The 25,999-nt window shown below is 68.3% G+C and carries 25 protein-coding genes; 14 read left to right on the top strand and 11 right to left on the bottom strand.

The genetic code is table 11. From position 1 onward, the window contains the following. The 5 genes from pssA to RALTA_RS04840 all read right to left on the bottom strand — a co-directional run bounded on the left by pssA (position 1) and on the right by RALTA_RS04840 (position 5,217). On the bottom strand, positions 1-882 hold the full coding sequence (gene pssA, locus RALTA_RS04860) for a CDP-diacylglycerol--serine O-phosphatidyltransferase (RefSeq protein ID WP_012352320.1): 882 nt from the start codon (positions 880-882) through the stop codon (positions 1-3). 25 nt (positions 883-907) lie between these two features. Then, positions 908-1,558: a phosphatidylserine decarboxylase gene (locus RALTA_RS04855; protein WP_012352319.1), complete on the bottom strand. Its 651-nt coding sequence runs from the start codon at positions 1,556-1,558 to the stop codon at positions 908-910. Positions 1,559-1,823: 265 nt separating this feature from the next. Continuing rightward, the gene (gene ilvC / locus RALTA_RS04850; RefSeq protein ID WP_012352318.1) at positions 1,824-2,840 is read right to left on the bottom strand and encodes a ketol-acid reductoisomerase; all 1,017 of its coding nucleotides are present in this window, start codon (positions 2,838-2,840) and stop codon (positions 1,824-1,826) included. Between the two features lie 121 nt (positions 2,841-2,961). Beyond that, a complete protein-coding gene (gene ilvN / locus RALTA_RS04845) occupies positions 2,962-3,453 on the bottom strand; it encodes an acetolactate synthase small subunit (protein ID WP_012352317.1) in 492 nt (163 codons plus the stop codon). Continuing rightward, complete coding sequence (locus RALTA_RS04840) at positions 3,454-5,217, bottom strand: acetolactate synthase 3 catalytic subunit (protein WP_012352316.1); 1,764 nt, start codon at positions 5,215-5,217, stop codon at positions 3,454-3,456. Positions 5,218-5,595: 378 nt separating this feature from the next. Between RALTA_RS04840 and RALTA_RS04835 the strand changes: the two genes are divergently transcribed. The 10 genes from RALTA_RS04835 to RALTA_RS04790 all read left to right on the top strand — a co-directional run bounded on the left by RALTA_RS04835 (position 5,596) and on the right by RALTA_RS04790 (position 13,178). Next, positions 5,596-6,165, top strand: coding sequence for an RNA polymerase sigma factor (locus RALTA_RS04835; protein WP_012352315.1), 570 nt, complete (start codon positions 5,596-5,598; stop codon positions 6,163-6,165). Continuing rightward, complete coding sequence (locus tag RALTA_RS04830) at positions 6,162-6,593, top strand: DUF3619 family protein (RefSeq protein WP_012352314.1); 432 nt, start codon at positions 6,162-6,164, stop codon at positions 6,591-6,593. The genes RALTA_RS04835 and RALTA_RS04830 overlap by 4 nt, the downstream gene beginning before the upstream one ends. Before the next feature lies 1 nt (position 6,594). Continuing rightward, positions 6,595-7,404 (top strand): DUF3106 domain-containing protein, encoded by an 810-nt coding sequence (locus RALTA_RS04825; protein WP_012352313.1) that lies wholly within the window; start codon positions 6,595-6,597, stop codon positions 7,402-7,404. A gap of 119 nt (positions 7,405-7,523) precedes the next feature. After that, complete coding sequence (locus RALTA_RS04820) at positions 7,524-8,066, top strand: RDD family protein (protein ID WP_012352312.1); 543 nt, start codon at positions 7,524-7,526, stop codon at positions 8,064-8,066. Beyond that, complete coding sequence (locus tag RALTA_RS04815) at positions 8,063-9,043, top strand: esterase/lipase family protein (RefSeq protein ID WP_012352311.1); 981 nt, start codon at positions 8,063-8,065, stop codon at positions 9,041-9,043. Before RALTA_RS04820 ends, RALTA_RS04815 begins: the two co-directional genes overlap by 4 nt. Positions 9,044-9,161: 118 nt before the next feature. Further along, a complete protein-coding gene (locus RALTA_RS04810; RefSeq protein WP_012352310.1) occupies positions 9,162-10,139 on the top strand; it encodes a UDP-2,3-diacylglucosamine diphosphatase in 978 nt (325 codons plus the stop codon). A gap of 84 nt (positions 10,140-10,223) precedes the next feature. After that, a complete protein-coding gene (locus tag RALTA_RS04805; protein ID WP_012352309.1) occupies positions 10,224-11,363 on the top strand; it encodes a glycosyltransferase family 4 protein in 1,140 nt (379 codons plus the stop codon). Then, positions 11,290-11,775, top strand: coding sequence for a diacylglycerol kinase (locus tag RALTA_RS04800; RefSeq protein ID WP_081479467.1), 486 nt, complete (start codon positions 11,290-11,292; stop codon positions 11,773-11,775). Before RALTA_RS04805 ends, RALTA_RS04800 begins: the two co-directional genes overlap by 74 nt. Before the next feature lie 120 nt (positions 11,776-11,895). After that, entirely contained in the window at positions 11,896-12,597 is a 702-nt protein-coding gene (locus RALTA_RS04795) for a TetR/AcrR family transcriptional regulator (protein WP_012352307.1), read from the top strand. Next, a complete protein-coding gene (locus RALTA_RS04790) occupies positions 12,594-13,178 on the top strand; it encodes an LOG family protein (protein WP_012352306.1) in 585 nt (194 codons plus the stop codon). Before RALTA_RS04795 ends, RALTA_RS04790 begins: the two co-directional genes overlap by 4 nt. Positions 13,179-13,197: 19 nt before the next feature. Here RALTA_RS04790 and RALTA_RS04785 read toward each other — a convergent pair whose 3' ends face one another. The 5 genes from RALTA_RS04785 to RALTA_RS04765 form a co-directional block, all read right to left on the bottom strand. Continuing rightward, on the bottom strand, positions 13,198-13,794 hold the full coding sequence (locus tag RALTA_RS04785) for a DUF924 family protein (protein WP_012352305.1): 597 nt from the start codon (positions 13,792-13,794) through the stop codon (positions 13,198-13,200). A 43-nt stretch (positions 13,795-13,837) separates the two neighbouring features. Continuing rightward, positions 13,838-14,254, bottom strand: a complete 417-nt coding sequence (locus tag RALTA_RS04780) for a group II truncated hemoglobin (protein ID WP_012352304.1) — start codon at positions 14,252-14,254, stop codon at positions 13,838-13,840. Positions 14,255-14,289: 35 nt separating this feature from the next. Beyond that, positions 14,290-16,905, bottom strand: coding sequence for an ABC transporter permease (locus RALTA_RS04775; RefSeq protein WP_012352303.1), 2,616 nt, complete (start codon positions 16,903-16,905; stop codon positions 14,290-14,292). A gap of 82 nt (positions 16,906-16,987) precedes the next feature. Further along, positions 16,988-17,587, bottom strand: coding sequence for a DUF4126 domain-containing protein (locus RALTA_RS04770; protein ID WP_012352302.1), 600 nt, complete (start codon positions 17,585-17,587; stop codon positions 16,988-16,990). 102 nt (positions 17,588-17,689) lie between these two features. Then, a complete protein-coding gene (locus tag RALTA_RS04765) occupies positions 17,690-18,787 on the bottom strand; it encodes a substrate-binding domain-containing protein (RefSeq protein WP_012352301.1) in 1,098 nt (365 codons plus the stop codon). A gap of 145 nt (positions 18,788-18,932) precedes the next feature. Between RALTA_RS04765 and RALTA_RS04760 the strand changes: the two genes are divergently transcribed. Next, entirely contained in the window at positions 18,933-19,754 is an 822-nt protein-coding gene (locus RALTA_RS04760) for a substrate-binding domain-containing protein (protein ID WP_041232092.1), read from the top strand. A 21-nt stretch (positions 19,755-19,775) separates the two neighbouring features. On the opposite strand, the gene RALTA_RS04755 is transcribed toward RALTA_RS04760, so the two are convergent. Then, complete coding sequence (locus RALTA_RS04755) at positions 19,776-20,723, bottom strand: LysR substrate-binding domain-containing protein (RefSeq protein ID WP_010809162.1); 948 nt, start codon at positions 20,721-20,723, stop codon at positions 19,776-19,778. A 219-nt stretch (positions 20,724-20,942) separates the two neighbouring features. On the opposite strand from RALTA_RS04755, the gene xdhA reads away from it, so the two are divergent. The 3 genes from xdhA to xdhC all read left to right on the top strand — a co-directional run bounded on the left by xdhA (position 20,943) and on the right by xdhC (position 25,967). Continuing rightward, entirely contained in the window at positions 20,943-22,445 is a 1,503-nt protein-coding gene (gene xdhA, locus RALTA_RS04750; protein WP_012352299.1) for a xanthine dehydrogenase small subunit, read from the top strand. 19 nt (positions 22,446-22,464) lie between these two features. After that, on the top strand, positions 22,465-24,825 hold the full coding sequence (gene xdhB, locus RALTA_RS04745; protein WP_012352298.1) for a xanthine dehydrogenase molybdopterin binding subunit: 2,361 nt from the start codon (positions 22,465-22,467) through the stop codon (positions 24,823-24,825). 152 nt (positions 24,826-24,977) lie between these two features. Beyond that, a complete protein-coding gene (gene xdhC, locus RALTA_RS04740) occupies positions 24,978-25,967 on the top strand; it encodes a xanthine dehydrogenase accessory protein XdhC (protein WP_012352297.1) in 990 nt (329 codons plus the stop codon). Positions 25,968-25,999 lie beyond the last annotated feature (32 nt).

Genomic DNA, 25,999 nt, shown 5'->3' with positions numbered 1-25,999 from the left:
TTATTCCCGCAGCTTCTTCTCGATCGCCGGCTTGCCATGCATGGCCCGCCAGGCCCATAGCACATAGCCGGAAATCGCGTAGGCCACGAACAGCCCGAACAGCGCCACCGGCGGGTCGGTCGAGACCACCACGAACAGCACCAGGACCAGCACCATCATGCCGAACGGCACGCGATAGCGCACGTCGAGCGCCTTGCCGCTGTAGAACGGCGCGTTGGAGACCATCGACAACCCCGCGTACAGCGTGATGCCGAACGCCACCCACGGCATCCACAGCTCCTTGACCGGCAGCTTGTTGTCGATCACCAGCCAGACGAAGCCGGCCACCAGTGCCGCCGCTGCCGGGCTTGGCAGGCCCTGGAAGAAGCGCTTGTCGATGACGCCGATATTGGCGTTGAAGCGCGCCAGCCGCAGTGCCGCGCAGGTGCAGTAGACGAACGCGGCGATCCAGCCCCACTTGCCCAGGTCATGCAGGATCCATTCGTACATCACCAGCGCCGGCGCGACGCCGAACGAGGTCATGTCCGAGAGCGAGTCATATTGCTCGCCGAACGCGCTTTGCGTATTGGTGATGCGCGCCACGCGCCCGTCCATGCCATCGAGCACCATGGCCGCGAAGATGGCGATGGCGGCGGCGTCGAAGCGCATGTTCATCGCCTGCACGATGGCGAAGAAGCCGGCGAACAGCGCCGCGGTGGTGAAGGCGTTGGGCAGCAGGTAGATGCCGCGCCGGCGCGGGCGCTGGTAGACGATGTCGTGGTCGTCGGTGGCTTCGTCGTCGAAGCCGTCGTCGGCGCCGCGCAGCTGGTTGTGGCGGAACGGCCGCAGGTGGGTCACGTTGCCGCTGGTGTTGCGCTTGTTACGTCGATGGAAGGCAACCATCACAGTCCTCCGGTCAGGCCGCCGCTTACTTCACGTCGAGTTCGGCGAGGATGGTCGACGAGGCCGATACCTTCTCGCCGATGGTCACGCGCGGGCGTGCGTCGAGCGGCAGGTACACGTCGACGCGCGAGCCGAAGCGGATAAAGCCGTAGCGCTGGCCGCGCGAGAGGTTCTCGCCGGCCTTGGTGTAGCAAAGGATGCGCCGTGCCACCAGGCCCGCGACCTGCACCAGCGTGACCACCTGGCCATCCGCCGCGCGGCGGATCACCACGGCGTTGCGCTCGTTCTCGGTCGAGGCTTTGTCGAGGTCGGCATTGACGAACTTGCCGGGAAAGTACTCGACCTTCTCCACCGCGCCGTCGACCGAGACCCGGTTCGAGTGCACGTTGAAGACGTTCATGAAGACGCTGATCTTCAGCGCCTCGCGGTTGGCGTACGGATCCATGGTCTTCTCGACCACGACGATGCGGCCGTCGGCCGGCGCCAGCACCGCATTGGGCGCCGACGGGATCGGACGCGGCGGATCGCGGAAGAACTGCAGCACGAACACCGTGATGATCCACAGCGGCAGCGCCCACCAGAAGCCCGCGCTGGCGTGCACCAGCAGCGAAATGACAAAGGCGCCGGCCAGGAACGGCCAGCCTTCACGGGCGATCAGCGGATGAGGATAGTTCATGCAGTACGTGTTTCGGTGGAGTCAAAATCAGGGCGAGGCAGGTGCAGCGGCGGCGGTATCCGCCGGGGCGGCGCTGGCTGGCTCATGTCGGTTCATGCCGCAGAGCAGCATCAGGCGCACGCCTTGCCCGAAAAGTTCGACAAGGATAACAAAAAGCCGTTCAGGTCCCGGCAATCCCCTTCCGATGATAGAAGGGCAAGGCACGGAACGCTGAACGGCTTCGGCCCGCCGCCGTGCGGCGCGGGCCATCAGGCAGCGCTACAGATCAGTTCTTCGACTGGTCGACCATCTTGTTCTTGGCGATCCAGGGCATCATCGCGCGCAGCTTCTCGCCCACGACTTCGATTTCGTGCTCGGCGTTCAGGCGGCGGCGCGAGATCAGGGTCGGGGCGCCGGCCTTGTTCTCGAGCAGGAAGCTCTTGGCGTATTCGCCGGTCTGGATGTCCTTCAGGCACTGCTTCATCGCCTTCTTGGTCTCCTCGGTCACCACGCGCGGGCCGGTGACGTATTCACCATATTCGGCGTTGTTGGAGATCGAGTAGTTCATGTTGGCGATGCCGCCTTCGTAGATCAGGTCGACGATCAGCTTCAGCTCGTGCAGGCACTCGAAGTAGGCCATTTCCGGCGCGTAGCCGGCTTCCACCAGGGTCTCGAAGCCAGCCTTGATCAGCTCGACGGTACCGCCGCACAGCACGGCCTGCTCGCCGAACAGGTCGGTTTCGGTTTCTTCGCGGAAGTTGGTCTCGATGATGCCGGCACGGCCGCCGCCGTTCGCGGTGGCGTACGACAGGGCGATGTCGCGGGCGGCGCCGGACTTGTTCTGGTGCACGGCGATCAGGTGCGGCACGCCGCCACCTTGCGTGTAGGTGGCGCGCACGGTGTGGCCCGGGGCCTTCGGCGCGATCATGATCACGTCCAGGTCGGCGCGCGGGATCACGGCACCGTAGTGCACGTTGAAGCCGTGGGCGAAGGCCAGCGCGGCGCCTTCCTTGATGTTGGCGTGCACTTCGTTCTTGTACACGTCGGCGATCTGCTCGTCCGGCAGCAGGATCATGACCACGTCGGCATTCTTGACGGCCTCGGCCACTTCCTTGACCTGCAGGCCGGCGTTGACGGCCTTGTTCCACGACGCGCCGCTCTTGCGCAGGCCGACCGTCACGTTGACGCCCGAATCCTTCAGGTTCAGCGCGTGGGCGTGGCCCTGCGAGCCGTAGCCGATGATGGTGACGTTCTTGCCCTTGATCAGGGAGAGGTCGGCGTCCTTGTCGTAAAACACTTTCATGATGATTCCTTCAATCTCTGTCTTTTGTATGAGAGGGGCGGCATCCTCGCGCGCATCGTGTGCGCACGGATCGCGCCGCCCCGGGGATACTGCGTGAAGCCGTTGGATAAGCCGGGGCCGGTCAGACCTTCAGGATGCGCTCGCCGCGGCCGATGCCCGAGCCGCCGGTACGGACGGTCTCCAGGATGGCGGTACGGTCGATCGCGTCCAGGAACGCATCAAGCTTGACGCCGTTGCCGGTCAGCTCGATGGTGTAGGTCTTCTCGGTAACATCGATGATGCGGCCGCGGAAGATGTCGGCGGTGCGCTTCATTTCCTCGCGCTCCTTGCCCACCGCGCGCACCTTGACGAGCATCAGCTCGCGCTCGATGTGCGCGCCTTCGGTCAGGTCGACGACCTTGACCACTTCGACCAGGCGGTTCAGGTGCTTGGTGATCTGCTCGATCACGTCGTCCGAACCGGTGGTGACGATGGTCATGCGCGACAGCGAGGAATCCTCGGTCGGCGCCACGGTCAGCGTCTCGATGTTGTAGCCGCGTGCCGAGAACAGGCCCACCACGCGCGACAGCGCGCCGGCTTCGTTTTCCAGCAGGACCGAAATGATGTGTCGCATTTACAGGTCCTCCGCGCCGAGCAGCATTTCGGAAATGCCCTTGCCTGCCTGGACCATCGGCCAGACGTTTTCGGTGGGATCGGTCTGGAAGTCCAGGAACACGGTACGGTCCTTCAGTCGGAACGCCTCGCGCAGCGCCGGCTCGACGTCAGAGCTCTTCTCGACGCGCATGCCGACGTGGCCATAGGCCTCGGCCAGCTTGACGAAATCAGGCAGCGCATCCATGTAGGAATGCGAGTAGCGGTTGTCGTACTCGATCTCCTGCCACTGGCGCACCATGCCCAGGTAGCCGTTGTTGAGCGAGCAGATCTTCACCGGGGTGTCGTACTGCAGGCAGGTCGACAGCTCCTGGATGCACATCTGGATCGAGCCCTCGCCGGTGATGGTGACGACTTCCTTCTCCGGGAACGCCTTCTTGATGCCCATCGCGTACGGCAGGCCCACGCCCATCGTGCCCAGGCCGCCGGAGTTGATCCAGCGGCGCGGCTCGTTGAACTTGTAGAACTGCGCGGCCCACATCTGATGCTGGCCGACATCGGAGCAGATGAAGGCGTCGCCGTGGGTCAGTTCCCAGATCTTTTCCACCACGTATTGCGGCTTGATGATCTCGGAGCTGCGGTCGTACTTCAGGCAGTCCACCGAGCGCCATTGCTCGATCTGCTCCCACCACCTGGCGAGCGCCTCGCGCTTGGGCTTGACGTCGCTCGCCTTGATCTGGGCGATCAGCTCCTGCAGCACGTCCTTGACGTTGCCGACGATGGGGATGTCGACCTTGACGCGCTTGGAAATCGACGACGGATCGATGTCGATATGGATGATCTTGCGCGCCTGCGAGGTGAAGTGCGAAGGGTTGCCGATCACGCGGTCGTCGAAGCGGGCACCGATGGCGATCAGCACGTCGCAGTTCTGCATGGCCATGTTGGCTTCATACGTGCCGTGCATGCCGAGCATGCCGACGAACTGCTTGTGGGTGCCGGGGAACGCGCCCAGGCCCATCAGCGTGTTGGTGACCGGGTGGCCGGTCAGCGCCGCCAGCTGGCGCAGTTCATCGCTGGCATTGGCCAGCACCACGCCGCCGCCGCTGTAGATGTACGGACGCTCGGCATTCTGCAGCAGCGCAACCGCCTTGCGGATCTGGCCCGAGTGGCCCTTGTTGACCGGGTTGTACGAGCGCATGTCGATCGACTTGGGGTACTCGTACTTGCAGGCATTGCGCGAGACATCCTTGGGGATGTCCACCACCACCGGGCCGGGACGCCCGGTCGAGGCAATGAAGAACGCCTTCTTGATGGTCGCGGCGAGATCGCGCACGTCCTTCACCAGGAAGTTGTGCTTGACGATCGGGCGGGTAATGCCGACGGTGTCGCACTCCTGGAAGGCGTCCTGGCCGATGGCGTGGGTCGGCACGTTGCCGGTGATCACCACCATCGGGATCGAGTCGAGGTACGCGGTGGCGATGCCGGTGACGGCATTGGTCACGCCGGGACCGGAGGTCACCAGGGCGACGCCCACCTTGCCGGTTGCACGCGCATAGCCATCCGCGGCATGGACCGCGGCCTGCTCGTGGCGCACCAGGATGTGCTCGAACTTCTTTTGCTTGTGGAGCTCGTCGTAGATGTACAGCACTGCGCCGCCGGGATAGCCCCAGACGTACTCGACGCCTTCTTCGGCAAGTGCGTGAACGAGAATTTCCGCCCCGATCATTTCGGGCGCGGCAGATGAATTGCTGTCGGCGTGGGAGAATTCCGCGCTGGGCATGTTCATTTCAGTCCTTTGCAATTTTCGGCAAAAAATTGTTTGGATGCTCTCTGCCGAACTTGTGGCTCGGGTTCAAGCGGTGCGCGTCTGCATGGAAGACCGCCTCATAAGCGGCCGGATGAGACAACCACTGATGTCGTGTGAACCGTCGATGATACTGCAATGCACCAGCGCGGTCTACGGTTCTTTGCGCCGGCGGCGCCGGCAAGTTCCCCGGGCCGACGAAAAAGTTTTTGCGCACCACCATGTCTGTCCCGCCATACAAAACGGTACAGCACGGCAAAATTTTGCTAGCATCGCAGCACATTGGGGCGCCGCGCGCCCCCGGCAGCACATTCACCACATCCGGGCATGGGCCCGGCGCAACAAGCCCCAACCGCCTGAATGGCCACCGACCAGGAACTGTCCGCCTTTCTTGCCAGCGTCGAGCGGCGCGCCTTCAAGCAGGCCGTGTTCGCCGTCCGCGACGACGAGGCCGCACTGGACATCGTCCAGGACGCCATGATCAAGCTGGCTGAAAAATACGGCGACAAGGGCGCCGCGGAGCTCGCGCCGCTGTTCCAGCGCATCCTGCAGAACACCATCCATGACTGGTTCCGGCGCCAGAAGGTGCGCAATACCTGGGTCTCGCTGTTTTCCAGCCTGCGCGACGACCGCGACGGCGGCGACGACAACGACCTGCTGGAAACGCTCGAGGCACAGGCTGGCTCGGAATCGGCCGAAAGCAGCGCCGACAAGGTCGAGCGCGCCCAGGTCATGCACATCATCGAGCAGGAAATCCAGCGCCTGCCCACGCGTCAACGGCAGGCGTTCCTGATGCGTTACTGGGAGGATATGGACGTCGCCGAAACCGCGGCCGTGATGGGCTGTTCCGAAGGCAGCGTCAAGACGCACTGTTCCCGTGCCACGCACACACTCGCGCAGGCCTTGAGCGCACGGGGGGTCCGACTATGAGCAGAAACGACAAAGAAATCCGCGAACGCCGGTTTGCGCATGAGGTTCGCGCGGCACTTGACGCCGGCGCCGACGCCTTGCCGGCCGACATTTCCGAACGGCTTGCCGCCGCGCGCCGGATGGCGGTCGCCCGCAAGAAGGCCGAGGCGCCCGTGATGGTGCCGCAGCTTGCCATGCCAGGTGCGCAGGCGCCGCTGTTCGACGACGACGCCTCGCCGCTGCACCGCGCCGGCGCCTGGCTGCGCCGGCTGGGCCTGGTCTGGACGCTGGTCGCGCTGGGCGCCGGCCTGGTGGGCATCTACCACTGGCAGGAGCAGAAGCGCATCGAGGAACTGGCCGATATCGACGCCGCCATGCTGCTCGACGACCTGCCGCCCACGGCCTATGCCGACGAGGGCTTCCACGTGTTCCTGAAGCGCGGGCAGTAGCATGGTGCGCCAGCCTTCCCGCCCCGACGCCCTGCGCCGCCGGCTGGCCGCCCTGCTGGCCGGCGCCGGCGCGGCCGCCTGCTGGGGCCTGCTTCCCGCCCCGGCCGAGGCACAGGGCGCTTCCGCGGCAGTCGGAGCCACCGCCCCCCACCCGGCCCAGCCGGTCGGCGCCAAGCCCGCCTGGGCCGACCTGAGCCCGGTCAACCAGCGCATCCTGGCGCCGCTGCAGCCGCTGTGGGACAGCCTGCCGGAACTGAACCGCCACAAGTGGCTGCGCATCGCCGCGCGTTATCCGAAATATTCGCCGGCGGAGCAGGCCCGGCTGCAGGCGCGCATGGCGGAGTGGGTCAGGATGACTCCGCAGCAGCGCCGGCTGGCGCGCGAAAATTACCAGATCACCCGCTCGCTGCCGACCGAAAAGAAGGCCGAGGCCTGGGACAAGTACCAGCAGCTACCCGAAGAGCAGAAGAAAAAGCTGGCCGCGGCCGACCACGTGCCGCGCCGCCCCGGCGCCGTCAGCGCGCTGCCCAGCGGCAAGCGCCTGCCCAGCGACACCAGCCGCCAGTTGCGCCATGAACGCAAAACCGGCGCGGGCCACGCTGCCCACCCGTCTGGTACGGCGGCCAGCGATGGCGCGGCGCAGCCCGCAGCCGCGGCAGCCGCCGTGGCCGCAGCGTCCGCCCCCGCCGCTGCCACTCCGGTGACGCCCGCAAGCAGCGCGCTCGCCGCGGCCGCCGCGCCAGCCTCCGCGGCAGCCCAGGCGCCCGCCGAAGCGACGGCCGCGGCGTCCGACCCCACCGTGCGCCAGTAATTCGCAGGCCATTTGGCATAATGGCCGTTTGAGGCCGGCCAGCGCATGCGGGCCAGCTTCGCCAGGCCCGCACCGGCATCCGCATGCCGCGCGCCGGCGCCCTGTTCAGACCGCTATCCATGCCAGCTGCCACCCTCGACCCCGTACCCCCTGCTGACGCCGTGTCGGCAGTGCCGGCCGCGCCGCCGCTGCGCCGCCGTATCGCCTGCATGCTGTATGAAGGCGTGCTGCTGTTCGGCGTGCTGAGCGCCTCGACCGCAGCCTACCTGGTGCTGCGGCCGCTGCTTCGGAAGCTGGGCGTGGACGGGCCGCTGGCGATCCAGCTGTGGAGCTTCCTGGTGATGGGGCTGTACTTCACCTGGTTCTGGCAGCGCAACGGCCAGACCCTGGCGATGCAGACCTGGCGCATGCGCGTCGAAAACGCCGCGGGCGTGCCGCCGCGTTGGCCGCAGGCGGCGCTGCGCTACCTGCTGGCGTGGCTGTGGCTGCCGCCGTCGGCCGCCGTCGGCCATCTGCTCGGCCTGGTCAAGGGCCCGTTCGTCGGCGTGCTGTGTGCCGGCCTGCTGGTCTGGATCCTGCTGGCCTGGCTGGATCCGCGCCGACAGTTCCTGCATGACCGCCTCGCCGGCACGCGCCTGACGGACCTGCGCGCCCGGCCATGACCCTGGGCGCCGCCGGCATCCGCCGCGTCGCCGTGACCGCGCAGGCGGCCGCGGCGCTTGGCATTGCCGCGGCGCTGGTACGCGCGGCCGCGTGGCCGTGGCCCGGCGCGCTGGCCGCTGGCGCGGGGCTGATCCTGGGCGGCATCGCCTCCGGCATTGCCATCGCCTTCGCCCTGAGCGGGCGCGGCCCGTGGGTCGGACGCGGCGATCGCCCGCCCGCGCCGCCCGCTGACCTTGCCGCCACCCGCAGGCCGCTGCGGCTGGCCGAGGCCTTGCGCTGCTACGCGGCCGAATGCCTGGCCGTGCTGCGCATGTTCGACTGGCTGCAACCCTTCCGCGCCCGCGCGCCATTTGCGCCGGCCGCCGATGCACGGCCCGGACACGATGCCCCGCCGGTGCTGCTGGTCCACGGCTACGCCTGCAGCCAGGCCATCTGGCTCGACATGCAGCCGGCGCTGGCCGCCGCCGGTTACCGCTGCCAGGGGATCGACCTGGAACCCGTGTTCGGCGACATCGACGACTACGCGCGCGCGCTGCTGGCCGCGATGCGGCGCATCCGCGCCGAAAGCGGGCGCGCGCCGCTGCTGCTCTGCCACAGCATGGGCGGCCTCGCCGCGCGCGCCGCGCTGCGGCTGGCAGGCGACGAAGACGTCTGCGCCGGCATCGTGACCCTGGGCAGCCCGCACCACGGCAGCGCGCTGGCGCGCTTTGGCGGCGGCCACAATGCGCGCCAGATGCGTTGCGGCAGCCCCTGGCTGCGCGCGCTGGCGGCCGCCGAAACACCGCGGCTGCGCGCGCGCATGATCTCGATCTTCAGCTGGCACGATTCGATCGCGGGGCCGCCCTGCACCGGGTGGCTCGATGGCGCCGGCCATATCGCACTGTCAGGCATCGGCCATGTGTCGCTGCTGCGCCATCCCGCCGCGGTGCGTGCGGTGCTCGACGCCCTGGCCGAACTGTCCTCGCGCGGCCGCTGAGGCGTTCGCGGCCCGTGCTGTGCCGCGGGCGCAACGATTCATGTGTCAGTCATGTTTTCGTCACGGTCGCGTCACGGCGCGCTGGCTGAATGCAGCCATCGCCGCAACCGGGACTGGCATGGTGCAAGCAATCCGATCTGCCCGCGGGTATCTGTCGAAGGCCGCGCAACTGGCGCCATGGCTGCGCCGCAGCGCTGACAGCGGCCCAGCCGCGCCAGTGACCGCCTTCATGGCGCCGGCGCTCGATGGCGCCGCGCTGGCGCCGCCGCGCGAAGCGCAGGAAACCTATCCCCCCGAGCCGCACCCGATCCAGCGCTACCGCGCCATCTGGCTGTCGGACATCCACCTGGGAACGCCCGGCTGCCAGGCCGATTACCTGCTGGATTTCCTCAAGCACAACGAATCCGACCAGCTCTACCTGGTCGGCGACATCATCGACGGCTGGCAGCTGCGCCGCGGCTGGTACTGGCCGCAAAGCCACAACGACGTGGTGCAGAAGCTGCTGCGCAAGGCGCGCAAGGGCACCGAGGTGATCTATGTCCCCGGCAACCACGACGAAGCCGCGCGCCAGTTCGACGGCATGGCCTTCGGCGACATCACCGTGCGCGAGGAGGCGATCCACGTCACCGCCACCGGACGCCGCCTGTGGGTGGTGCACGGCGACCTGTTCGACGGCGTGGTGCAGCACGCGCGCTGGCTGGCCTACCTGGGCGACTCGCTCTACACCATGATCCTGGCGCTCAACCGGCACTTCAACCGGCTGCGCGCGCGCCTGGGCTTTCCGTACTGGTCGCTGTCGCAGTACCTGAAGCACCAGGTCAAGAACGCGGTGAACTACATCGGCGCGTTCGAGAGCGCGATGGTGGACGAGGCACGCCGCCGCGGCTGCGACGGCGTAGTTTGCGGCCACATCCACAAGGCCGAGATCCGCGAGGTCAACGGCCAGCTCTACTGCAACGACGGCGACTGGGTCGAAAGCCTGTCGGCGCTGGTCGAAACCCTGGAAGGCGAGCTGAAGATCGTCTACTGGACCCGGCTGCTCGACGCGCCCGCGCCCGCCATGCGCCGCCGCCGCCGCGCTGCCGTGGCCGGCTGAACCGGGCCGGCCAGCTCTGTTTCGCCCGGCGCCATCTGCCTGGCGCCATCCGCATTGCCCTTCCACCGCGCCCAAGGAGGCCGCATGAAGATCCTGATCGTCACCGATGCCTGGGAACCGCAGGTCAATGGCGTGGTGCGCACGCTCAAGTCGACGCGCCGCGAACTGGAAGCGATGGGCCACACGGTCGACATGATCACGCCGCTGGAATTCCGCACGGTGCCCTGCCCGACCTATCCCGAGATCCGGCTGTCGCTGCTGCCCGGCGCGCGCGTGCGGCGGCGCATCGAGGCCTTCGGCCCGGACGCCCTGCACATCGCCACCGAAGGCCCGCTCGGGCTGGCCGCGCGCAGCCATGCGCTGCGCCACCAACTGCCCTTCACCACCGCGTACCACACGCGCTTTCCGGAATATGTGCAGGCCCGCTTCGGCATTCCGCTGGCGTGGACCTATCGTTTCCTGCGCTGGTTCCATGGCCCGGCCCAGGCCGTGATGGCGCCGACGCCGGTGGTGCTCGACGACCTGCGGCGCTACGGCATCGGCAACGCCGTGCTGTGGACACGCGGCGTGGACCTGGACGTGTTCACGCCGCAGCGCGCCAATGTGCTCAACACCGCCCACCCGATCTTCCTGTACGTCGGCCGCGTGGCGGTGGAGAAGAACGTCGAGGCGTTCCTGGCGCTGGACCTGCCCGGCTCCAAATGGGTGGTCGGCGACGGCCCGGCGCTGCCGGCGCTGCGCGCGCGCTATCCCGGCGCCAACTACCTGGGCGTGCTGAGCCAGCCCGAGCTGGCGCGGGTGTATGCTTCCGCTGATGTGTTCGTGTTCCCGAGCCGCACCGACACCTTCGGGCTGGTGCTGCTGGAAGCGCTGGCCAGCGGCTTGCCGGTGGCCGCGTATCCGGTCACGGGTCCGATCGACGTGCTGGGCGACAGCCCCGCCGGCGTGATGCACGAAGACCTGCGCGAAGCCTGCCTGGAAGCGCTGCGCATCGACCGTGCCACGGCCCGCGCCCACGCCGAGCAGTTTTCGTGGCGCGCGGCGTCCGAGCAGTTCCTGGCCCACCTGCGGCCGTTCGCGGGCGCCAGGCCGGGCCGGGGCGGCGCAGCGGCCCCATCCGCCACCCCCAAGCCTTCCGCACCGCAAACCCATGCCGAAACCGCATCCGGAACTGCCGTCCGACCCGCCAATGCAGAGGCCGCCGCCCGCCATGCAGAGCGCTGACTATTCCATCGACCAGAACCCGCACAAGGGCAACCGGGGCCTGGCGCGCGCGTGGCATGCGGCCATCAATTCGCTGTCCGGGCTGCGCTACGCGGTGCTGGAGGAAAGCGCGTTCCGCCAGGAGCTGACGCTGGTGGTAATCCTGACGCCGTGCGCCTTTCTGCTGCCGGTGACCGCGGTCGAGCGCATCCTGCTGCTGGGCACGCTGCTGGTGGTGCTGATCGTCGAGCTGCTCAACTCCAGCGTCGAAGCCGCGGTCGACCGCATCTCGCTGGAGCGGCACAGCCTGTCCAAGCGCGCCAAGGACTTCGGCAGCGCGGCGGTGATGCTGGCGCTGGTGCTGTGCGGCGGCACCTGGATGACCATTGCCGGACCGCACGTGGTGCGCTGGATACGGGCGCTGGCCGGCTGAGCGGCCCGGGCCGGCCGGCGCAGGCCGGGTGGCGCCGGCGGGATGGGGCACGGCAGGCCGATTGCTTATAATCGCTACCCTGCCCCCGACTTACCGATCGCACCGATCGCCCGGACGCCCATGGAACCGAAACCGCAAACCGGCCCCCGCCGCACCAGGGACCGCATCCTCGACGTCTCGCTGCGCCTGTTCAACGAAGTCGGCGAGCCCAACGTCACCACCACCACGATCGCGGAAGCAATGGAGATCAGCCCCGGCAATCTCTACTACCACTTCCGCAACAAGGACGACATCATCAACTCGATCTTCGTGCGCTTCGAGCAGGAGATGGAGCGCCGCCTGAAGATGCCGGACGACCACAAGGCCACGCTCGACGAAAGCTGGGGCTACCTGCAGTACATGTCCGAGTTCCTGTGGAACTACCGCTTCCTGTACCGCGACATCAACGACCTGCTGGCGCGCAACCGGATGCTGGAGACCAACTTCAAGCGCATCGTCGAGCAAAAGCAGCGTTTTGCACACGAGATCTGCCGCCAGTTCATCGAGGACGGCGAGATGGAAGCCACGCCCGAGCAGGTCGAGGCCATCTGCACCAACATGGTGGTGGTCGCCACCTACTGGCTGTCGTTCCAGTTCGTGCAGCATCCGCGCCAGTACAACGACCCCGAGCAGATCCGCGGCTACCTGCACGGTTCGAGCTACCACATCTTTTCGATCCTGGCCCCGTATCTGCGCGGCCGGGCGCGGGAGGCATTCGACCAGCTGGCGCGCGACTACGCGGCAGCCAAGGCCGCCGCCGGTGCGGCAAAGGAAGCGAAGTGAAATCCGTCTGCGTGTATTGCGGGTCCAGCCCCGGCAACCGTCCGGAATACGCCGAGGGCGCGCGACTGCTCGGCCGCGCCCTGGCCGAAGGCGGCCTGACGCTGGTGTACGGCGGTGGCAAGGTGGGCCTGATGGGCATCGTCGCCGATGCCGTGCTGGAGCATGGCGGCAGGGCCGTCGGCATCATCCCCGAAGCGCTGATGCAGAAGGAAGTCGGCCACCGCGGCCTGACCGAACTGCACGTGGTGCGCAACATGCACGAACGCAAGCAGATGATGGCCGACCGCGCCGATGCCTTTGTCGCCATGCCCGGCGGCGTGGGCACCTTCGAGGAACTGTTCGAGACCTTCACCTGGCTGCAGCTGGGCTACCACGCCAAGCCGGTGGGCCTGCTCAACCTGGCAGGCTTCTACGACGGCATGCTCGGCTTCCTGTCGCACGCGGTGCAGGAAGGCTTCCTGAAGCAGGTGCACGCCGACCTGCTGCACGTGGGCGACACGCCTGCGGGCCTGCTGACGCAACTGGCGGGCGCGCCGCGCGTGCGCGTCGACAAGTGGCAGGAGGCCCGCGACCAGACCTGAGCGCGCGCCACCTTCCGGATCAGAAGGAAGAACCCGGCTGCTGCAGGAACGCCTGTTCCTCGGCCGTACTCTGCCGGCCCAACACCGCATTGCGGTGCGGGAAGCGGCCAAAGCGCGCGATGATCGCGCGGTGCTTCTCGGCCCACTCCACCACATCGACCGCGCCGCCGCTGGCCTCGCGCAGCTGCGTCATCAGGCGCACCGCCTCGTCCTGGTCTTCCAGCGACTCCGAATGCTCGAACGGCATGTAGCAGAACATGCGGTGGTAGTCGGTCGGCAGCGCGCGGTCCATGCCAGAGGCGACGATGCGGCGGGCCAGTGCCAGCGCCTGCGCATCGGTGCCGAAGCTGCGCGGGTCGTTGCGGAACATGTTGCGCGGAAACTGGTCCAGCAGCACCACGCGCGCGCAGGCGCCCTCGGGCGTGACCGACCAGTCGTCAGGCGCCCCGTCGCAGGCGACCTGCCAGTCAGACAGGAAGTTCGCGCGAACCTGCGCATCGAACGCATCCGACTTGGTGAACCATTGCGGGCGCGCGGTATTCCAGGCGGCGGAACCGGGCTGTTCGAACCAGAAATCCAGCACACGCAGGGCGTCTTCAGGCAGTTGGGCTGTCATCGGCAGGGAAACCTCTCGAGGGAGAAACGGGAGCGTTGGCACCTCAGCGCGCCACGTTGCGCATCCAGTCGGCGGTCTGGAAGAAGGCCTGCATCAGGCGCAGCTGCAGGTCTTCGGACAGGCCGATGTCCTGCATCGCCAGCGCCATGCAGCGCATCCACTGGTCGCGCTCGCTGACGCCGATCTCGAACGGCATATGGCGCGCGCGCAGGCGCGGATGGCCGAAGCGCTCGATAAAGTGGTTGGGGCCGCCCAGCCAGCCGCACAGGAACCAGAACAGCTTGTCGCGCGAGCCGTCGAGCGACGGCGGGTGCAGCGCGCGCAGCCCCGCGAACTGCGGCTCCAGGTCCATCAGGTCGTAGAAGCGGTCGACCAGTTCGCGCACGCGCGCCTCGCCGCCCACCAGTTCAAAGGCAGTGGCCTCGGCATTGCCGGGCTTGTCGTCGGATTCAGTACTCATCACACACTCGGTCTGCGCGGCGCCGGCACGCGGGCTCAGGCATCGCGCAAGGTCGCCAGCGCCGGTTGGCGCAGCACTTCGCGCAGGCCCAGCCAGCCGCCGGCAAAAGCGCACAGCATGCCAGAAACCACGCCGACCGGCACGATCCACGCATTGAAGCGGTACGGGAAGTCGAACACGAACTGCGACAGCCCCCAGCCCACCGCGATCGCGCCGAGGCTGGCCAGCAGGCCGGCAAGGCCGCCCACCACCAGGAACTCGGCATACTGCGTCTGCCGCACCAGCGCGGCCGAAGCGCCCAGCGCCTTGAGCAGGCCGGCGTCGCGCATGCGCTCGTCGCGCGCGCCGGACAACGCTGCGTACAGCACGGTCACGCCCGCCGCCAGCGTGAAGACGAACAGGAACTCCACCGCCGCGATTACCTGGTCCAGGATGTCCTGGATCTGGCGCAGGATCATGTCGGTGTTGACCACGGTGATGTTGGGAAAGGCGGCGATCAGCCGGTTGCCCAGCGCGGCGCTGGCGGGCGGCAGGTGGAACGAGGTGATGTAGGTCTCGGGCATGCCCTGCATCGCCCGCGGCGGCAGGATCACGAAGAAGTTGACCCGCATCGAGCCCCAGTCGAGCTTGCGCAGCGAGGTCACGCGCGCCTGCACCGGCTGGCCGGCCACGTCGAAGCGCAGCGTGTCGCCGAGCCGGATGCCCAGGGTCTTGGCGATGCCCTCTTCCACCGACGCGCCGGCCTCGGCGCCGTCCGCCCCGTTCGACCAGCGTCCGGCGATCACGCGGTTGCCCTCCGGCAGCGCATCGGTATAGGACAGGTTGAACTCGCGCTCGACCAGGTTGCGCGCGCGCCCGTCCTCGAAGCTGTCGCCGCGGATGGTGCGCTCGCCGATATGGGTCAGGCGCCCGCGCACCATGGGGTAAAGCAGGTCGGTGATGCCCGCGTTGGCCAGCATCTGGCGCAGCGGCTCGCGCTGGTCCGGCTGGATATTGATGATGAAGCGGTTGGGCGCGTCGGCCGGCGTGGCGTTGCGCCAGGAATCGACCAGGTCGTTGCGGGTCATGCCGAGCAGCAGCAGCGCCATCAGCCCCACCGCCAGCGCCACGGTCTGCAGCACCGTCACCGCGCGGCGGCGCTCCAGCACCGCCAGCGCAAAGCGCCACCCCATCGCCGCGCGCCCGCGCAGGCGTCCGCGCAGCAGCCGCGACAGCAGCGTCAGCAGGCCCAGCGCCAGCACGCCGAACACCACCCCCGCGGCGATAAAGCCGCCCGCGGTGGTCAGGCCCAGCCGCAGGTCGCGCGCGGCCACCAGCAGCAGCGCGACAAAGGCCCCCAGGCCCAGCGCGTAGGCCACCCACGCCGATACCGGCGGCAGCCCGATATCGCGCCGCAACACCCGCAACGGCGCGACCCGCGTCAGCGCGAGCAGCGGCGGCAGCGCAAACCCGGCCAGCAGCACCAGCCCGGCCAGCACGCCCACCAGCGCCGGCAGCAGCGACGGCTGCGGCAGCGACACCTTGAGCAGCCCCCCCAGCGACAGCAGCAGGCCATAGTGCGCCAGGTAGCCGAGCAGCACGCCGGCGAGCGCGCCGGCCGCACCGACCAGCAGGAATTCCAGCCCGAATGCCCGCAGGATCTGCCCGCGCGACAGACCCAGGCACTTGTAGACCGCGCAGGCATCGGTGTGGCGCTGCATATAGCGGCGCGCCGACATCGCGATCGCCACCGCGGCGATCATCGACGACAGCACCGCCACCAGCGACAGGAAGCGCTCGGCGCGGTCCAGCGTGGCGCGCATCTGCGGCTGGCCCGATTCCAGCGACTCCACCCGCGTATTGCGCAGCTTGCGGCGTTCGATCTCGTCCCGCGCCCATTTCTGGAAGGCCGCGCCGGCGGCGTCGGGTCCGGCCACCAGCAGCCGGTAGGTAACGCGGCTGCCCCAGCCGATCAGACCGGTGCCGTCCAGGTCCGACAGCGGCATCAGCACGCGCGGCGCGAAGTTCATGAAGCCGGTGCCGCGATCGAGCTCCTGCGTGATGATGCGGTCGATGCGGAAGCTGCGGCTGCCCAGCCGCAGGCTGTCGCCCACCGCGACGCCCAGCGCGCCCAGCAGCGCCTCGTCGACCCATACCGTGCCCGGCGCGGGAATGCCGTCGGCGGGCGCGTCCGGCCCGCCCGGCGCGCCGGTCACCTTGAGCCGGCCGCGCAGCGGATAGCCGTCGGTCACGGCCTTGAGCGCGGCCAGCTGGCTGGGCGGCTCGGCGCCGGCCTGGCCCTTGCCCTCGGCCGTGGCCATGCTCGGGAAGGTCACGGTCTGCGCCACCGCCAGGCCGGCGGCGCGGGCACGCTGCGCGAACGCGGCGTCGAAGGGCTGGTCGGCCACCAGCAGCACATCCGAGGCAATCATTTGCCGCGCATCGCGCTCCAGGCCCAGCCGCATGCGGTCGGCCATGAAACCCACGCTGGTCAGCGCGGCCACCGCCAGCACCAGCGCAAACAGCAGCAGGTAAAGCTCGCCCGCCAGCCAGTCGCGGCGGGCCATGCGCAGCGCCTGGCGCCAGGCGGAAAATTTGCCGCCGGTGGCGGCGTGCAGTCCGGCGGGTTGTGCGGCAGTGGCCGGGACGTCGATGGCGGACTCGGAGGGCATCGGTTGCTTGGTTCTTGGTTGCTGGCGCCGGTGCGCCTCGGGTCAGTCGGGCAAAGCAAAAGGTGGCAGAACGGCGGCGCCGCTAGCGCGGCGCGTCATGCCGGGCCCCGCCGCGCAGGCTGGCATGGAGGCGGCGCACGCCGCGCCACAACTTCGGCAGCAGCCACACCGAGCCCAGCAGGAACACCGCCAGCAGCACCAGGAACAGCACCGGCACGAAGAACGCCAGCAGCAGGCTGCCGGTGGCGGTCAGGTCCTCAGTGAATGAGGCCGTCCAGTTGGAAAACGGTTCCGGCGACACGTTGATCAGCGCGCGCGTGCCGGCCTTGACCGCATGCGCAGTGCCGGCCAGCGTGCCGCCGATCAGCCCTGCCGCCACCACCCATTGCGGATCCAGCTGGCCGAATGCGGCGGCCGCCAGGATCGCCCCCGCGGGAATGCGGATGAAGGTATGGATGCCGTCCCAGACGGTGTCGAAGGCGGGCACCTTGTCGGCGACGAACTCGGCCACGGCCAGTAGCGCAGCCACGCCGATCACCCACCACGATTCCAGCGGCTGCAGCCCGGGCGGCAGTTCCAGCCAGCCCAGCCGCGCCAGCACGCCGGCGGCCAGCACGGCCAGGTACAGGCGAAATCCGCTAGCCCAGGACATGCCCGCGGCCAGCGCGGCGGTTTCCAGCATGGCGCTCCTTGCAAGGGTCCGGCGCAGGCCGGTGCAGAGACCGGCGCGCCCTCGCAGGGAGTGTAATACGGACCGGCCCGACCGGTCCGGGACCGCCGTGGCTCAGCTGCCCTCCTTGCCGTCCGGGCCGAACCACGGCAGCGCCTCCTGCGGGGTCAGGATGCCCGCCGGCTCGGCCATGGCATAGCCGGGCAGCGCCTCGATGCGCCGGGCAAAGGCCGGATCGGCCAGCAAGGCCAGCAGCGCGGCCATCCAGCCGGCGGTCTGGTCGTTCTTGCGCAGCGCCAGGTAATAGGCCTCGCGCGTCAGCGGCACAAAAGCCAGGCCGTGGGCCTCGGCGTTCATGCGCAGCCCGAAACCGGCCTGGGCGCGGCCGCTATGCACGGCTTCCGCCACTTTTTCATTGCTGAACTCGGTCTCGTCGTAGCCGTTGATCAGGTCGGGATACAGGCCCTCTGCCGCCAGCAGCTGGTCGAACAGCATGCGCGTGCCCGAACTGCGCTGCCGGTTGACGAAGCGGGCCTGGCTGCGCGCCAGGGCGCGCAGGTCGTGCACCTCACGCGCCAGCTCCGGCGCCAGGATCAGCCCCTGCTCGCGCCACGCCAGCCGCAGCAGCCGCACCGCGCCGGGCCGCAGCCACTTGCGCAAGGTCACATGCGCCACCGAGCCCGCGGTCTGCACCGGCGAGACATAGAAGCCGGCCAGCTCCGACTGCCGCTCCTGCAGGCAGATCAGCCCTTCCACGCTGCCGCAGAACACCGTGTCGAGCCGCAGCGGGCTGCCGGCCGTGCCCAGCGCGGCCGCCAGCACCTCCACCGCCGGATCATGGCTGCCGGTGAAATGCACGCACGACTGCGGCTGCTGGGCGTCGTCCAGGTCGGCGATGAACTCCGCCATGGCGCGCTGCACCGCCGGCTCGATCGATTCGCGCAGGCGCAGTTCGGCGCGCAGCAGGCGCTCGCCGAAGCGCGTCAGCGAGGCGCCGCGCCCGCGCTCCATATCCAGCATGCTGCGGCCGAGCATTTCTTCCCACGACCGCATCACGCCCCAGGCGTGGCGGTACGACAACCCGATCTCGCGCGCGGCGCGGTGCAGCGACCCGGTTTCGCGCACGGCCTTGAGCAGCTGGAACACCTTGGCGTTGGCGCGCGGATTGTCGTCCGGGGCGATCACCGGAAACAGGTCGAAGCGGAAGCTCATAGGTTCTCCGCTACATATTTACATGCCGATCTGGGCTGGATCACAATGAATACCCCTTTTCTTATGTTGTTTTGGCGCATTCTCGCTGAGACTGGAAGGCAAAATCAATTATGTCTGCAAGAACATAACATCGAGGAGATTGCCAATGCCCCGCCATACCCTGCCCTGGCGCCGACTCGTCGCGCCGCTGCTCTGCGTCGGCATTCTGTCGGCCGCGCATGCCGGCGAGATCAGGCTCGCCACCACCACCAGCACCGAGAACTCCGGCCTGCTGAAGCACCTGCTGCCGCGCTTCGAGCAGAAGTCGGGCGTCACGGTGAAAGTCATCGCCGTGGGCTCGGGCAAGGCCATGAAGATGGGCGAGATGGGCGATGTCGACGTGCTGCTGGTGCACGCGCGCAAGATGGAAGACGCGTTCGTCGCCGCCGGCTACGGCGTCAACCGGCGCGACGTGATGTACAACGACTTCATCGTGGTCGGGCCGGCCAGCGACCCGGCTGGCGTCAGGGGCGGCAAGGACGTGCTGGCCGGGTTACGCAAGCTCGCCGCCAGCGGCAGCAAGTTCATCTCGCGCGGCGACAATTCCGGCACCGACGTGATGGAGAAAGACTACTGGAAGCAGCTCGGCATCGAGCCCAAGGGCCAGCCGTGGTACGTCAACGCCGGCCTGGGCATGGGCGAGGTGCTGACCATGGCGGCGCAGATGCCGGCCTATACGCTGTCCGACCGCGCCACCTACGGCGCCTACCGCGCCAGGACCGGGCTGGCGATCGCCATCGAGGGCGATCCGAAGATGTTCAATCCGTACGGCATCATCGCGGTCAACCCGGCCAGGCATCCGGGCACCCACTACAAGGATGCGATGAAGCTGGTGGAGTGGATCACGTCGAAGGAAGGGCAGGACGCGATTGCGGGGTACAAGGTGGCTGGGGAGCAGTTGTTCTTTCCCACCGCCCATGCCAAGTAGCCCCGGCGCTTCAGCACCGCTTCAGCCCGCCTCCGCCTCCAGCCTAGGCAACTGCGGCAGGTCCGCCGCCACCTCCGCGATCATGCGCCGGATCCACATCACGTCCGGCGCGGCATGGCAGCGCTCGTGCCACAGTTGGTAGAAGCGCATGCGCGGGAACGACACCGGCGACGGCACCATCCGGATCGGCAGGTATTGCGCATAGTGCGCCGCGAACTGCCGGCCAGTGGTGAAGACCATGTCGGTCTTCATCAGCACATACGGCACCAGGCCGAAATAAGGCAGCGTCACCTGGATATTGCGCTTGTAGCCCTGCTCGGCAAGCGCCTGATCGATCATGCTGCGCTGCATCGACGCATAAGGCGCCGGGGCCAGGTGCGGCATTTCCAGGTAGTGCTTGAGCGTCAGCCCCTTGCGCGCCAGCGGGTGCTGCGCGCCCAGCATGCACACCACCTCATCGTCGAACAGCGGCGAGATATGCAGGTGTTCCGGCGGCGACAGCCAGTTGCCGACCACGATATCCAGCTGCCCTTGCTCGAGGTCGTCGAGGAAGTCCGACGACGATGTCATCGGGTGCACGAACAGCTTGGCGCCCGGCGCCAGCCGGCGCACGCGCTCGACGATATTGGGCAGGAAGAAGGCGTCAAGGTAGTCCGGCGCGCCGAGATGGAACGTGCGCGTGGTGGTCGCCGGGTCGAACTGCTGCGGCGGGCGCGCGATGCGGTCCATCGCCGCCAGGCTTTGCTCGGCGAGCGCCAGCAGTTCGCGGCCGCGCTCGGTCGGCACCATGCCGTTTTTGCCCCGCACCAAAATGGCGTCGCCGGTGATCTCGCGCAGGCGCTTCAGGGTATTGCTGATGGCGGGCTGCGACTGGCCCAGACGCACGGCGGTGCGGGTCACGCTCTGCTCGGTGAGCAGGGTGTGGAGCACCCGCAGCAAATAGGTATCGAGATGGTCGCGTCCGTGCATGGCGATGGCGGCCCTCCGGCGGGGGCCGGATGGGTGGCGTGGGGGATGGGAACGGCGCATAGTGTATGACAGGCACCCCACAATCGGTCAAATCGGCATACCGCTCAGTGCGGCCGGGCACCGACCGGCGTGCCCGCTGATGGCGCATATCACCTGGGTCGAATATTGCATGAAACGTAGCGATGCTATGTTTCCGCCATCCCCAAGAGAGAGAAGACCATGGAGACGCAAACCATCCGCTTTTTCCACCGCGGCCAGGTCAAGGAAGTATCCGACGCCCCCATTACCCGCACCGTGCTGCAGTACCTGCGTGAAGACGCCCGCTGCACCGGCACCAAGGAAGGCTGCGCCGAAGGCGACTGCGGCGCCTGTACCGTCGTCATCGGCGAGCTGCAGGACGGCGGCGACGTCGAATTCAAGGCGGTCAACGCCTGCATCCAGTTCCTGCCCACGCTCGACGGCAAGGCCCTGATCACGGTCGAGGACCTGCGCCAGGCCGACGGCACCCTGCACCCGGTGCAGGAAGCCATGGTCGAGTGCCACGGCTCGCAGTGCGGCTTCTGCACCCCCGGCTTCGTGATGTCGCTGTGGGCGCTGTACCAGCAGCACAACCCCGGCGGCGAGGCGCCTTCGCGCCAGACCATCTGCGACGCGCTGACCGGCAACCTGTGCCGCTGCACCGGCTACCGTCCGATCATCGACGCCGGCGAGCGCATGATGGCCCTGCCGGCCCCGACCGACGGCAAGCTGGACCCGAAGCAGATCGCCGACACGCTGCGCAACCTCAAGCGCGGCGAGACCTTCCGCTACCGCGCGCAGGGCCAGGACTTCTTCGCCCCGCGCACCGCGGCCGAGTTCGGCGCGATCAAGGCGGCGCAGCCGGATATCCGCATCCTGGCCGGCAGCACCGACGTGGGCCTGTGGGTGACCAAGCAGTTCCGCGAGCTGGGTAGCCTGCTCTACGTGGGCCAGGTGGAAGACCTGAACCAGATCGCGCAACGCGACGGCATGATCGAGATCGGCGCCGCCGTGACGCTGGAAAAGGCCTACGCCGCACTCAACGCCGCGCATCCGGAGCTGGAAGAACTGTGGAAGCGCTTTGCCTCGCTGCCGATCCGCAATGCCGGCACGCTGGGCGGCAATATCGCCAACGGCTCGCCGATCGGCGATTCCATGCCGGCGCTGATCGCGCTGGGCGCGGAAGTGGTGCTGCAGCATGGCGAGACGCGCCGCACGCTGCCGCTGGAAGACCTGTACCTGGCGTACCAGAAGACGGCGATGCAGCCGGGCGAGTTCGTCGCCGCGCTGCGGGTGCCGGTGGCCGGCCCGCAGCACTTCCGCACCTACAAGCTGTCCAAACGTTTTGACGAGGATATCTCGGCCGTGTGTGCCGCCTTCGGCATCACCGTGCAGGACGGCATCGTCACCGAGGCGCGTATCGCCTTTGGCGGCATGGCTGCCACGCCCAAGCGCGCAGCTGCAACGGAAGCAGCCCTGACCGGCCAGCCATGGAACGAAGCCACCGCCCGCGCCGGCATGGCCGCGCTGGCGCAGGACTACACCCCGCTGACCGACATGCGCGCGACCGCGTCGTACCGCAGCCGCGGCGCCGCCAACCTGCTGTACCGCTTCTGGCTTGAAACCGCCAGCGAAGCGCTGCCCGCGGCAGCCGTCAATGTCCGTGCGCCCGGCGCCGGCACCATCGCAATCGTCACGGCCTGAGAGAAAAAGGAAAATCGGCATGAACAAGCAAACCGAACCCTTCCTGCTCGACGCCGCCGCCGAACAGGTACCGCAGGTCGGCATCTCGCGTCCGCATGAATCCGCCCACCTGCACGTGGCCGGCACCGCCACCTATACCGACGACATCCCCGAGCTGGCCGGCACGCTGCACGCCGCACTCGGCATGAGCACCCGCGCGCACGCGCGCATCAAGTCGGTCTCGCTCGACAAGGTGCGCGCCGCGCCGGGCGTGGTCGACGTGCTGACGGTGGACGACATCCCCGGCACCAACGACTGCGGCCCGATCATCCACGACGACCCGATCCTGGCGCGCGACGTGGTGCAGTTCATCGGCCAGCCGGTCTTCATCGTGGTGGCGACCTCGCATGACGCGGCCCGTCGCGCCGCCCGCCTCGGCGTGATCGACTACGAAGACCTGCCCCCGGTGCTGTCGCCGCAGGCCGCCCACGAGGCCGGCAGCTATGTGCTGCCGCCGATGCACCTGACGCGCGGCGAACCGGCCGCGCGCATTGCGGGCGCTGCCCACCAGGACAGCGGCAAGATCCACCTGGGCGGCCAGGAGCAGTTCTACCTCGAAGGCCAGATCTCGTACGCCGCGCCGCGCGAGAATGACGGCATGCACGTGTGGTGCTCGACCCAGCATCCGACCGAGATGCAGCACGCGGTCGCGCACATGCTTGGCTGGCATGCGCACCAGGTACTGGTCGAATGCCGCCGCATGGGCGGCGGCTTCGGCGGCAAGGAATCGCAGTCGGCGCTGTTCGCCTGCTGCGCCGCGCTGGCGGCATGGAAGCTGATGTGCCCGGTCAAGCTGCGCCCGGACCGCGACGACGACATGATGATCACCGGCAAGCGCCATGACTTCGTGTTCGACTACGAAGTGGGCCACGACGACGAAGGCCATATCGAGGGCGTCAAGGTCCAGATGGTGTCGCGCGCCGGCTTCTCGGCCGACCTGTCGGGCCCGGTGATGACTCGCGCCATCTGCCACTTCGACAACGCCTACTGGCTGCCGAACGTGCAGATCGACGGCTACTGCGGCAAGACCAACACGCAGAGCAACACCGCCTTCCGCGGCTTCGGCGGCCCGCAGGGCGCGTTCGCGGTCGAGTACATCCTGGACAACGTCGCCCGCACGGTCGGCAAGGATTCGCTGGACGTGCGCCGCGCCAACTTCTACGGCAAGACCGAGAACAACGTCACGCCCTACGGCCAGACCGTGGAAGACAACGTCATCCACGAGCTGATCGACGAACTGGTGGCCAGCAGCGAATACCGCGCCCGCCGCGAGGCCACGCGCGCGTTCAACGCCGCCAGCCCGGTGCTGAAGAAGGGCATTGCCATCACCCCGGTGAAGTTCGGCATCTCGTTCAACGTGGCCCACTACAACCAGGCCGGCGCGCTGGTGCACGTCTACAACGACGGCTCGGTGCTGGTGAACCACGGCGGCACCGAGATGGGCCAGGGCCTGAACACCAAGGTGGCGATGGTGGTGGCGCACGAGCTGGGCATCCGCATGGAACGCGTGCGCGTGACCGCGACGGATACCAGCAAGGTGGCCAATACCTCGGCCACCGCGGCATCGACCGGCGCCGACCTGAACGGCAAGGCCGCGCAGGACGCGGCGCGCCAGATCCGCGAGCGCCTGACCGCGTTTGCCGCGCGCAAGGCCGGCGTCGAGCCGTCCGAGGTGCGCTTCAACGATGACCTGGTCAGCGCCGGCGAGCTGCGCCTGTCGTTCGGCGAGCTGGCGCGCGAAGCCTACGTGGCGCGCGTGCAGCTGTGGTCCGACGGCTTCTACACCACGCCCAAGCTGCACTGGGACCAGAAGGCGCTGCAGGGCCGCCCGTTCTACTACTTCGCCTACGGCGCCGCATGCTCCGAGGTGCTGGTGGACACGCTCACCGGCGAATGGAAGCTGCTGCGCGCCGACGCGCTGCACGACGCCGGCCGCTCGCTGAACCCGGCGATCGATATCGGCCAGGTCGAGGGCGCCTTTATCCAGGGCATGGGCTGGCTGACCACCGAGGAACTGTGGTGGAACAAGGACGGCAAGCTGATGACGCACGCGCCGTCCACGTACAAGATCCCGACGGTCAACGACTGCCCGGAGGCGTTTAACGTGCGCCTGTTCCAGAACCGGAACGTCGAGGACAGCATCCACCGCTCCAAGGCGGTGGGCGAGCCGCCGCTGCTGCTGCCGTTCTCGGTGTTCTTCGCGATCCGCGACGCCGTGGCCGCGCTGGGCGACTACCGCATCAACCCGCCGCTGAAGGCTCCGGCCACCAGCGAGGCGATCCTGGATGCCGTGGACGCCGTGCGTGCGGCCTCGGCGCAAGGGGCTGCGCAGGCAGCCTGAACGGTGGCAAGGCAGCGCGCGCCTGCGGACGCTCCGGACTTTCCCCCCTCGACTGCCTTGACAGGCGAGGGGCCGGCGCAAGAAGCAGGTGCGCGCCACCACCCGACGCACAGCAACGCCCGTCATCACCGCATTTCCCAGAGGCCCCGACCATGCAGGACGCACCGCTCAAACCCTTCCGCTTCGCCGACGCCGCCCGCATGGTGCGTGCCGGCGTGCCGGTGGCGATGGTCACCATCGTCGAGGTCAAGGGCTCGGCGCCGCGCGAGGCCGGCATCCGCATGCTGGTCAGCGCCGACGACCTGGTCGGCACCATCGGCGGCGGCCATCTGGAATGGCGCGGCATGGACATCGCCCGCGAGATGCTGGCGCGTGGCGAGCCGCGCCGGATCGAGCGCATTCCGCTGGGCCCGGCGCTGGGGCAATGCTGCGGCGGCGTGGTGCAGCTTGCGTTCGAAGTGCTGGGCCAGGCCGACCTGGCCTGGCTCGATGCGGTCGAGCGCAATTTCGCCGCACAGCGCGCGCTGCAGCGGCAGGTGCCGGCCAGCGGCGCGGTGACCTTTTGCGACAGCCGCGCGGTGCTCGCCGGCGTGACGCTGGAAGCAGACGGCAGCTGGACCGACACACTGGTGCCCGACACCATGCATGTGGTGCTGTTCGGTGCCGGCCATGTCGGCCATGCGCTGGTCAAGGTGCTGGCCACGCTGCCGTGCCGTGTGCACTGGGTGGACGAGCGCGACACGCTGTTCCCCGGCGGCCTGCCCGACAACATCGAGGCCGAGGCCAGCGACACGCCCGAGGCCGTGGTCGCGCAGGCGCCGGGGGGCAGCTACTTCCTGGTGATGACGCACAGCCATGCGCTCGACCAGACCCTGTGCGAAGAAATCCTCAAGCGCACCGATTTTGCCTACTTCGGCCTGATCGGCTCCAAGACCAAGCGCGCGCGCTTCGAACACCGCATGGCCGAGCACGGCATCGACCCGGCCAGGTTCGCGGAAATGACATGCCCCATGGGGGTTCCCGGGATCACCGACAAGGCACCGGCTATGATTGCGGTTGCCATCGTCGCCCAGCTGCTCCAGGTCCGCGAACAGCGCCTTGCCGCGCTGCGTGCGGGCCGCACGGAGGCGGTGCATCCCTGAACCCGTGCCGCCGGTCCTGCCGGCTGGCACTG

It is taken from the genome of Cupriavidus taiwanensis LMG 19424, assembly GCF_000069785.1.
In the GTDB taxonomy this organism is placed as follows: Bacteria; Pseudomonadota; Gammaproteobacteria; order Burkholderiales; family Burkholderiaceae; genus Cupriavidus; species Cupriavidus taiwanensis.
Note: the sequence above shows the minus strand (reverse complement) of the source record. Positions and strands in the feature narration are given on the sequence as shown.

What these genes read in the sequence shown, in the direction of transcription:
- pssA (WP_012352320.1), bottom strand. Translation starts at nt 882, where the DNA reads ATGGTTGCCTTCCATCGACGTAACAAGCGCAACACCAGCGGCAACGTG.
- RALTA_RS04855 (WP_012352319.1), bottom strand. Translation starts at nt 1,558, where the DNA reads ATGAACTATCCTCATCCGCTGATCGCCCGTGAAGGCTGGCCGTTCCTG.
- ilvC (WP_012352318.1), bottom strand. Translation starts at nt 2,840, where the DNA reads ATGAAAGTGTTTTACGACAAGGACGCCGACCTCTCCCTGATCAAGGGC.
- ilvN (WP_012352317.1), bottom strand. Translation starts at nt 3,453, where the DNA reads ATGCGACACATCATTTCGGTCCTGCTGGAAAACGAAGCCGGCGCGCTG.
- RALTA_RS04840 (WP_012352316.1), bottom strand. Translation starts at nt 5,217, where the DNA reads ATGAACATGCCCAGCGCGGAATTCTCCCACGCCGACAGCAATTCATCT.
- RALTA_RS04835 (WP_012352315.1), top strand. Translation starts at nt 5,596, where the DNA reads ATGGCCACCGACCAGGAACTGTCCGCCTTTCTTGCCAGCGTCGAGCGG.
- RALTA_RS04830 (WP_012352314.1), top strand. Translation starts at nt 6,162, where the DNA reads ATGAGCAGAAACGACAAAGAAATCCGCGAACGCCGGTTTGCGCATGAG.
- RALTA_RS04825 (WP_012352313.1), top strand. Translation starts at nt 6,595, where the DNA reads ATGGTGCGCCAGCCTTCCCGCCCCGACGCCCTGCGCCGCCGGCTGGCC.
- RALTA_RS04820 (WP_012352312.1), top strand. Translation starts at nt 7,524, where the DNA reads ATGCCAGCTGCCACCCTCGACCCCGTACCCCCTGCTGACGCCGTGTCG.
- RALTA_RS04815 (WP_012352311.1), top strand. Translation starts at nt 8,063, where the DNA reads ATGACCCTGGGCGCCGCCGGCATCCGCCGCGTCGCCGTGACCGCGCAG.
- RALTA_RS04810 (WP_012352310.1), top strand. Translation starts at nt 9,162, where the DNA reads ATGGTGCAAGCAATCCGATCTGCCCGCGGGTATCTGTCGAAGGCCGCG.
- RALTA_RS04805 (WP_012352309.1), top strand. Translation starts at nt 10,224, where the DNA reads ATGAAGATCCTGATCGTCACCGATGCCTGGGAACCGCAGGTCAATGGC.
- RALTA_RS04800 (WP_081479467.1), top strand. Translation starts at nt 11,290, where the DNA reads ATGCCGAAACCGCATCCGGAACTGCCGTCCGACCCGCCAATGCAGAGG.
- RALTA_RS04795 (WP_012352307.1), top strand. Translation starts at nt 11,896, where the DNA reads ATGGAACCGAAACCGCAAACCGGCCCCCGCCGCACCAGGGACCGCATC.
- RALTA_RS04785 (WP_012352305.1), bottom strand. Translation starts at nt 13,794, where the DNA reads ATGACAGCCCAACTGCCTGAAGACGCCCTGCGTGTGCTGGATTTCTGG.
- RALTA_RS04780 (WP_012352304.1), bottom strand. Translation starts at nt 14,254, where the DNA reads ATGAGTACTGAATCCGACGACAAGCCCGGCAATGCCGAGGCCACTGCC.
- RALTA_RS04775 (WP_012352303.1), bottom strand. Translation starts at nt 16,905, where the DNA reads ATGCCCTCCGAGTCCGCCATCGACGTCCCGGCCACTGCCGCACAACCC.
- RALTA_RS04770 (WP_012352302.1), bottom strand. Translation starts at nt 17,587, where the DNA reads ATGCTGGAAACCGCCGCGCTGGCCGCGGGCATGTCCTGGGCTAGCGGA.
- RALTA_RS04765 (WP_012352301.1), bottom strand. Translation starts at nt 18,787, where the DNA reads ATGAGCTTCCGCTTCGACCTGTTTCCGGTGATCGCCCCGGACGACAAT.
- RALTA_RS04760 (WP_041232092.1), top strand. Translation starts at nt 18,933, where the DNA reads ATGCCCCGCCATACCCTGCCCTGGCGCCGACTCGTCGCGCCGCTGCTC.
- RALTA_RS04755 (WP_010809162.1), bottom strand. Translation starts at nt 20,723, where the DNA reads ATGCACGGACGCGACCATCTCGATACCTATTTGCTGCGGGTGCTCCAC.
- xdhA (WP_012352299.1), top strand. Translation starts at nt 20,943, where the DNA reads ATGGAGACGCAAACCATCCGCTTTTTCCACCGCGGCCAGGTCAAGGAA.
- xdhB (WP_012352298.1), top strand. Translation starts at nt 22,465, where the DNA reads ATGAACAAGCAAACCGAACCCTTCCTGCTCGACGCCGCCGCCGAACAG.
- xdhC (WP_012352297.1), top strand. Translation starts at nt 24,978, where the DNA reads ATGCAGGACGCACCGCTCAAACCCTTCCGCTTCGCCGACGCCGCCCGC.